Source organism: Lamprocystis purpurea DSM 4197 (assembly GCF_000379525.1).
Lineage (GTDB): Bacteria > Pseudomonadota > Gammaproteobacteria > Chromatiales > Chromatiaceae > Thiodictyon > Thiodictyon purpureum.
The window spans coordinates 91,718-99,344 of record NZ_KB902452.1 but is presented as its reverse complement, the minus strand read 5'-3'; the positions used below and the strand labels follow the sequence as shown (position 1 = coordinate 99,344).

The following is a 7,627-nucleotide window of genomic DNA, read 5'->3' as shown; positions in this document are numbered from 1 at the left end:
TGTGCCTGCACGGCGGCTGAGGTCAGCAGAATTGCGGCCACCGCGACGGTGCCCGCGAGAGATCGCAAAGACTTCATGTGTGATTTCCTTCGTTTGGTTTGCCGTGGCCCGCTAACGAATAAGCATTTGTCCGGACGAGCGGTCCCGATATTCTGGCCCGACCGGCCAGTACTCGAAATATCCTATTCTTCGTCAGAAGGTTAGGCGGTTAGTGGGTTAGGTGGCCATATTGCCGCCTCAACCAGCGACGAAGAACGCCAAGACTATGCCCAAGTCGCCGTCGGATCAACGGGATGGAGCGACGTTGCTCGGTCTCGATGCGTTCCCATAAGCGGCGGGTGTGGATCGCGTGCGCCACGTGTGGGTCAGGACCTAGTCGCCGCGACAGTCCGCTTCGCGTCCAAACCTGCCGCTCAGGTCTGCGGACTGAGCGTCCGCAGTGGGTCGTGACCTGCCAAGCACCCGACCTTCGACGGATGCGCCTGAGCACCCGCTAGAGTCCCCCAGGATTCGTCCTCGTCGTCCAGTTCATCCCGGCGGGCGCGGGTAACATCAACACTCCCTCAGGACCGACGCCATCGTCGCTCGTCCATCGGCCCGCCCGTGTTACAGACCCACGCAGAGGTATTTCGCCTCCAGATACTCGTCGAGGCCCTGCCGTGCCCCCTCGCGGCCGAACCCCGACTGTTTGATTCCGCCAAACGGGGCGACCGCGGTGGAAATGAGCCCGGTATTGAGTCCCACCATCCCATACTCCAGGGCCTCCGCGACGCGGAAGGCGCGTCCCAGGTCGCGCGTGTAGAAATAGGCGGCCAGGCCGAACTCGGTCGCGTTGGCAAGCTCAATGGCCTCGGCCTCGATGTCAAAACGAAAGATCGGCGCCAGTGGACCGAAGGTCTCCTCGCGGGCCGCCCGCATCCCCGGCTGCATCCCGACCATCACGGTCGGCTCGAAGAAGGTGCCACCCAGGGCGTGGCGGTGCCCGCCGGTCAGTATCCGTGCGCCGCCAGCGACGGCGTCGGCGATCTGGGCCTCCACCTTGACGAGTGCTGCCGCGTTGATCAGCGGACCCTGGACCACGCCGGTCTCGACCCCGGCGCCGACCTTGAGGCCCGCCACTCGTTCGACGAGTCGCTCGGCGAAGGCGTCATGGATACCGGACTGCACCAGCAGTCGGTTGGCACAGACGCAGGTCTGACCACTGTTGCGGAACTTTGACTCGATGGCGCCGGCCACTGCGCCGTCCAGGTCGGCGTCGTCGAAGACGATGAAGGGGGCGTTGCCGCCCAGTTCCAGTGACAAGCGTTTCACCGTATCCGCGCACTGGCGCATGAGCAGTCGCCCGACCTCGGTGGAGCCGGTGAAGCTCAGCTTGCGGACGGTGGGATTGGCGGTCAGTTCGGCGCCGATGGCCGCGGGCGCCCCGGTGACCACATTGAGGACACCGGCCGGCAGCCCCGCGCGTTCCCCGAGTACCGCCAGCGCCAAGGCCGACAGCGGGGTGTCTTCCGCCGGTTTGATCACCAGGGTGCAGCCGGCGGCGAGCGCCGCGGCGGCTTTGCGCGCGATCATGGCCGCCGGGAAGTTCCAGGGCGTGATGGCCGCGCAGACTCCGACTGGTTGGTGCATGACCAGGAGCCGCCGGTCAGGCTGGTGGGGCGGGATCAACTCGCCGCAGACCCGCCGGCCTTCCTCTGCGAACCACTCGAAGTAGGACGCCGCATAGGCGATCTCCCCGCGCGCCTCCGCGAGCGGCTTGCCCTGCTCGGCGGTCATGATTTGCGCCAGATCGTCCTGGGCGGCGAGCATCAGGTCATGCCAACGCCGCAGGATGGCCGCGCGTTGCGCCGCCGTCAGCGCCCGCCAGGCCGGCCAGGCCCGGTCCGCTGCCACAATGGCGCGCCCGGTCTCGGCGGCACCCATGGCGGGGACCTGGCCGATGGTCGCGCCGGTGGCGGGATCGGTCACGGGGAAGGTGCCGCCAGCGTCGGCCTGGGTCCAGAGTCCGTCGATCAGCGTCTGGTTGCGCAGAAGTGTGGGGTCAGTCAACTGCATGAGATAGTGCTCGCCGCATTGGACGTGCTGACAGTATGGGCCTCTCTGTGACGCCACGCTGGCGGAGGAGGGGGGAAGGGATTCCCGAGCGCCGTGCTCACGCCCCAGTCCGGTCCAGCCCCAAGAAACGGCCCAAGCGCAGCCCCATCGGGACCAGCATTTCGTGGGGGAACCGAACCGGTTGTGTCTTGGCCAACTCGCGCCAGAAGGCGATGTGATCGCGGTCATCGGTACCCTGGTCGGCATCTTGCCGATACCGCAGGTTGCCGCGGAAGTTGGCGTGGCTGAACCGGGTGTCGAAGATCGCGCTCTCGTAGTCCGGGATGGCGGACATGCCGTCAAGATGCGGAACCGTGGCGCTCCCCAAGCACACCTGTCCATCTCGGGAGACGTTCCACAGGGGCGCATGGTAGAGCGGGGTGCGGTGCGTCGGCCGTCCCCGCGACTTGATCGCGGCCAACCGGATCGCCCCGTCGGTGGCCGCGAACACCAGGGTCGGCCACGGAACCTCCAAACGGATGGTGCGGTTCTTCTCCCCGCGAAGGAGCATCGGCCGCACTCGGCCCGGCACAAACCAGGCGAGCGACTCATCACCCATGGCCAGGAGGTGCTCCGGCAGCCAGTGCAACTCGCCCGTCCGATCCCTCAGCAGGGCCTGCAGGAGCCCGCGGGCATCGGCTGCGGTTATGGGCCGACCGGGGAGGATGCTGGAGCCGTCCGCACCGGAGTCGATCGGATGATAGGTGATCGCACCCTGGCGAAGGGGCGCGTGGTGCCCATGAAAGACGAGCGCACCGGTGGGGTGTTGCAGGGTGATGGCGGCCGGTTCGTGGCCTTCAAAGAGTCCCATGGCCGGCGTCCTCGGGTGTCGGAGCAGATAAGATCAAGACCATGGCATCGGCCAGATTCTCCAGTGCGTCGAGGATCGCGCGGGCGCATCCCGGCTCCCAGCGATAGAAGTCCAGCATGGACTCACCGGCTTGCGCCGCATGGTCGAGCAGTTCGTCGATGGCAGATTCGAACCATGGCACGCCGGGGTCGATCATGAGCAACGCATCCAGTCGCCAATAGCCTTCATCGGGTTCCTGGGGCGCGGCGGGACAGCGCCCGGCAGCTTTGCGCAGACGCTTACACACCCGCTGGACCCACTGCGCCCAGGCCCGCTCGGGCGCCTCGTCCAGGTTCTCTGTGAGCCATGCGGCCTGCGCCTCCACCTGGTCCAGGTCGAGCGGTTGCGCCTGCGTCTGCTCCAGGATGAACGACTCCCACCGGGCGCGAGCCTCAATGCACTCTTCCAACTTCGCTGCCAGGTTCCCGGCATCCCCCACGGACTGCGCGCCCTCCCAGAACAGACCCATGTCCCCCGACTCCCGGACACATTCGGCATGGAACGTGACCGGGTCCTGCCGGACCGCCACGGGCAGTTCGGCGAAGGCGTCTAGACGCTCAGCGAGCGACCAGAACAGTTGGTCCGGCGGCCAGTAGGCGGTCACGTCGATACCAAGGGTCTCGCACATCAGCACGCAGGCGCGGTAGCAGACGCACGCCAGGTCCGGGGTGAGCGTGAGGAACGGCAGGCGGCAACGCACCTGTGCCAGGCCCGCGGCGGCGACGCCTTGGTCCTCACCGTACAGGGCCGTCACGCCAACCGCCAACGCGCCGCGTTGCTCGGGGTCGATCAGGTCGGCCATCTGGGCGTTCAGATGATCGGCGATGGCCTGCGAGGCGCGGGCACTCAAGCGGTAGAGTGGCCTGGCATCGCCGCGCTCGTTTGCGGACAGGGCCTCGCCGATCTGGCTTGCCCCGATGAGCCCGATCTCCGCGGTGAACTCCAGCAGGGTGGCAGTATCGAGCCAGGACGCTTCGAGCCAAGCCGCATACGCCTCGCGCTCATCGGTGTCGGTGCAGAAGGCCCCAGGGGCAGCCCGCACCGGCCAGGCGAGCGGGCCTACGCGGGCGGAAGTGTCACGGGGTCGAACGCCGCGCGCCGGTGGCCCTGGCCGGCGCGGTCCAGAATCTGGCGCACGCGCCGGTCCTGCCAAGGCTCTGTGATCCGACATTGACTGTCCCCCTGTGCTTGCCGATGTGCCGCCCGGTCCTGTGCCCACGCCCGTAGACGATCGGTGATCTCGCCCATGACGTCAGCCCTTGGTCTTCACCGCGGCCCGCTCCACCGGGAAGACCAGTACACCGTCGGCGCGGGATTCTGGGGCGCCGAGGTTTGCTCCCTGCACCTGCGGGAAGTTTGGTGCGTAGAGCGCCAGGGCGTCCTCCGCCGCGAGCGCTGGGTCCGGGTCGGCGAGTTCCAGTGCCCCGAGCCGAAAGACACGGGGTGGGGTCTCGATAGTGGGTTCGGTCATGGCAGTCCTCGTTGGGGTCGTGGTGGTCAGGCGGCCTCGCGCCAGGCGACAAGTCCGAAGCTCGCCCTGGTGCGCGCGTCGATGGCAAGTTCGCTCACGCGGGTGCCAGTGGGGTTAATGAAAAAGCCGTTGGCGCTGATCCGGCCCCGGCGCACCAACTGCCAGAGCAGGTCGCAGGCGGCGACCGCAACCCAGCGGTTGATGAACAGGTCTTGGGCGGCCAGGGCCTCTGCCGCCGAGCAGGACGGCGCGTCGTCGGCATCCAGGCGCTCGGCGTCTCGAAGCTCCGGGAACAGGTCGAGCACATTGGGCAATCGCTCGGGAATCCCCTGCCATCCCGTCAGGTGCCCCAGGACGACTTGCCCGGAACGTGCTCCGTTGCCCAGGTCGAGCCAGAGGGCTTCGCGGAAGGGCCAACCCTTCGCCATCCAATCGAAGGCCCCGATCTGCGCGCGCACGGCGGCCTTGTCGACGCAGGTCACGAGCAGATCGAAGCCCCCGGACGCGGCCAAAAGGTCCGCTGTGACTGGCGACGCGAAACCGCGGCCAGCCAACCCGCCGAAGGTCCCGTAGCGGTGCATGAGCAACTCGGCCTTGTTCTGGCCCACGTCAGCGGGCCAGAAGCGTTGCCGGACGGTGTTGGTCTCCGATACCGTGTCGGGGTCGTAGACCGACATGCGCAACCCCGGATGACCCAGGGCACGGATGGCCCGGTCGATGCGGGCGAGCCCGTCGAGCATCTCGCTGCCGCTCCCCCCGGCCCCGGCCAGGACCACGCGGATGGTCTGCGATACCCATTGATGAGGAAGAACGAACAAGGCGCGGCCCTCAGAATAGGGAGTGGGGATCGGTCGGGATGGTCGCCTGCGATGCAGCCGGGGTGGGAGCCGCCGCGGTCTCGCCGAGGGCCACGTTGCGCCCGGCGCTTGGGGCCTTGCCCCGCGCATCCTTTTCCACCTGGTCCGCGAGGCGTGCACCGGCCTTCCCGGCTTCCCTGAGCGCGTCGAGCGCGGCCACCTTCCCACCCACGTCGTGCCGCCGCTCGCCGTAGGTCACGAGCAGGGCGGGAAGCCGCGCATCGAGGTCGGCGGTCGTACCGGTAATGCGCAGCGGCATGGCGAGCGCGGCTCGCAAGGCAGCGGTGTCGCCTGCGAGGTCATTCAGCGGCTTGGCCAGCAGGGGTTGGACCATGACGGTCAAGCCGCCGTCGCCGTTACGGGCGAGTTCAAAGCGCAGGCGTTCGCCGTCGCCGAGTACGCCAGCCAGTTGCTCAATCAGACCCATTGCGCCGTCTCCTGGTAGATGAAAAAGGCGGATACCTGGCACGCGGGGCAGTGTGTCACGGCTTCCTGGGGCTGCCCGTGCCAACGGGGCCGGGCACTGCCGGGTATCCTTCAACGCGAAACGTGCCGTCCGTTACCGACGCTTTCCCAGTAACGTGAACCGGGCCGCGACGGTGCTGGGGACGAACCCTGACCAATCGAACCCGTCCGCCGCCGTCGCTGCAGCGACAATCTCGTCCACCTTCTTGGTCAGCAAAGCCGCGTACTTGGCCGTACCGTGCCGGGTGTCGTACCAGTGGTTGAAGCCAGCCTCGCGTAGCAAGGCATCCATGCCCGCCTTGCGGTGGGCGCGCAGGAATGGCTCATCGACCCGGAAGCGCTCCTTGAGGTCGGTCTTGGTCGTGGCGATGACGGCTGCCGCCGCCTGGACCCATTCGTCGCCGCCCGGACGGGTCAAGATGACGCGCATCAGGGCCGCATCCAGGGTCGCGCAGTCCGCCTCCTCCAGCGTCGTAAGGGCCGCAAGGGCGGATGCGCGTCCGAGTGGCAGCGCGGCAACCTGGAGCGTCGTGCTATCCGGGAATCCGGCATCCCGCCAGAGGGCATAGAGCCGCACGGCGCGGGCGACCCGCATATCCTCCCCGGCGAGGTCCGCCGCGATGCCCCCGAGCGCCGCGTCGGTGGTTTCTTCGACCTTTTTCGGTGTGGCCTCCGTGCGCGGCTGTTCCTCGGGCTGATCCGGCAACGTGGTCGCGGTGCCAGCCCTGGCTGCACCTGCCTGCTCCGGGTTCGGCACGGCCTTCAAGTGTTTCACCGGCGCGGCCGTCGGGGTCTGTAGCAAGCGTCGGTAGGCATTCTGCTTCTCGGTCTGGCAGGGCAGGTGGAAGCACAGGTCCTCCGTCACAGTTCCCTCGCGTCCAGGGGCCGTGGCCAGCAACACCCCGAAGTTGGCGCACCCCCGGCACCCCTGCGCGAACTGCTGGGGGCCCACGCCTTGGGGACCGGTGGCCTCCAGGAATGCGAAAGTGTCCGGGGCGCGCTCGGTATCGAGCCAGACGGACTGGTACTGCTCGGCCAGAGATTGCTTCTTGCCGGCCAGGGTCGCCGCTGTCTTTTCCCCGTAGCACTTCAAGTTTGAGCACTTCCCGCTGTCGATGTGGGTCTCGAACAGTTCACGCTGGACAGCGGAGTTGTGGCGGCAATCCAAGCAGCCAGTCTTGTCGAAGATCGCTGGCGTCAGTGGGCGGGCGACCTGGCCGATACGTTCCAAGAGCGCGGTGACCGAAATGCGTTGTTCGATGATCCGGGGCAGGGTGGCGTCCTGGGTCTCGGCGGGCAGGGTGGCGAGCAACTCCCCGTGGCCCAGGTTCAGCGTGCGCGCGTCCAACGCCGCCAGGACTGTCGGGGTGCAGTTCAACAGGGCCAACCGGCTCTTGAGCCTGGTCTCATTCCAACCCAGGCGCCGCCGTGTCTCGTCGCGGTCCCCGTTGCACAGGGTCAGGAGGTCACGTGCCTTCTGCGCTTCCTCGCTGGGTAGGAGGTCTACGCGGTGGGTGTTCTCGACCATGGCGATCTCGATGGCCTGGAGCGCATCCACCAGACGGATGACGGCGGGGATTTGCTCCAGGCCAACCTCCTTGGCCGCCCGCCAACGCCGTTCGCCGGCAATGATCTGATAGCGCCCGCCCTCCAGGGGGCGCACCACGATGGGCTGGATTACGCCCTGGGTGCGCACCGAGGCCACCAACTCCCGCATCTTGGCGTCATCGAAGGATCGGCGCGGGTTGTGCCCCTGGCGCGACCCGATGGCAGCAACGGGTAGCCAGTCGAGTTGCTCATCTTCAGGGGCAGGGCGCGGGGGCGTTCGGGTTGCGTTGGCCAGCATCGTCGGTCTCCAGAGGTCAACAGACCCGTTTGAGTTGTCAGGTG

7 protein-coding genes are annotated in these 7,627 nt (G+C 67.5%); all 7 read right to left on the bottom strand.

All coding sequences use genetic code 11. The features are described from left to right. Positions 1 to 606 precede the first annotated feature (606 nt). Complete coding sequence (locus A39O_RS0108875) at positions 607 to 2,055, bottom strand: NAD-dependent succinate-semialdehyde dehydrogenase (protein WP_020504318.1); 1,449 nt, start codon at positions 2,053 to 2,055, stop codon at positions 607 to 609. Positions 2,056 to 2,152: 97 nt separating this feature from the next. Then, positions 2,153 to 2,905: a PRTRC system protein B gene (locus A39O_RS36415; RefSeq protein ID WP_020504317.1), complete on the bottom strand. Its 753-nt coding sequence runs from the start codon at positions 2,903 to 2,905 to the stop codon at positions 2,153 to 2,155. Then, positions 2,892 to 3,986, bottom strand: coding sequence for a hypothetical protein (locus A39O_RS0108865; RefSeq protein WP_020504316.1), 1,095 nt, complete (start codon positions 3,984 to 3,986; stop codon positions 2,892 to 2,894). Before A39O_RS0108865 ends, A39O_RS36415 begins: the two co-directional genes overlap by 14 nt. Before the next feature lie 210 nt (positions 3,987 to 4,196). Then, positions 4,197 to 4,415 carry a PRTRC system protein C gene (locus tag A39O_RS0108860; RefSeq protein ID WP_020504315.1) on the bottom strand — a complete coding sequence of 73 codons (219 nt, stop codon included), beginning with the start codon at positions 4,413 to 4,415 and terminating at the stop codon, positions 4,197 to 4,199. 26 nt (positions 4,416 to 4,441) lie between these two features. Beyond that, positions 4,442 to 5,233, bottom strand: a complete 792-nt coding sequence (locus tag A39O_RS32740; protein ID WP_020504314.1) for a PRTRC system ThiF family protein — start codon at positions 5,231 to 5,233, stop codon at positions 4,442 to 4,444. A gap of 10 nt (positions 5,234 to 5,243) precedes the next feature. Beyond that, positions 5,244 to 5,699, bottom strand: a complete 456-nt coding sequence (locus A39O_RS0108850) for a PRTRC system protein E (RefSeq protein ID WP_020504313.1) — start codon at positions 5,697 to 5,699, stop codon at positions 5,244 to 5,246. A gap of 132 nt (positions 5,700 to 5,831) precedes the next feature. Next, a complete protein-coding gene (locus A39O_RS36410; RefSeq protein ID WP_020504312.1) occupies positions 5,832 to 7,583 on the bottom strand; it encodes a PRTRC system ParB family protein in 1,752 nt (583 codons plus the stop codon). Positions 7,584 to 7,627: the final 44 nt, after the last annotated feature.

Coding starts and splice junctions, on each gene's coding strand:
- A39O_RS36415 (WP_020504317.1), bottom strand. CDS start 2,905: ATGGGACTCTTTGAAGGCCACGAACCGGCCGCCATCACCCTGCAACAC.
- A39O_RS36410 (WP_020504312.1), bottom strand. CDS start 7,583: ATGCTGGCCAACGCAACCCGAACGCCCCCGCGCCCTGCCCCTGAAGAT.
- A39O_RS0108875 (WP_020504318.1), bottom strand. CDS start 2,055: ATGCAGTTGACTGACCCCACACTTCTGCGCAACCAGACGCTGATCGAC.
- A39O_RS0108850 (WP_020504313.1), bottom strand. CDS start 5,699: ATGGGTCTGATTGAGCAACTGGCTGGCGTACTCGGCGACGGCGAACGC.
- A39O_RS0108860 (WP_020504315.1), bottom strand. CDS start 4,415: ATGACCGAACCCACTATCGAGACCCCACCCCGTGTCTTTCGGCTCGGG.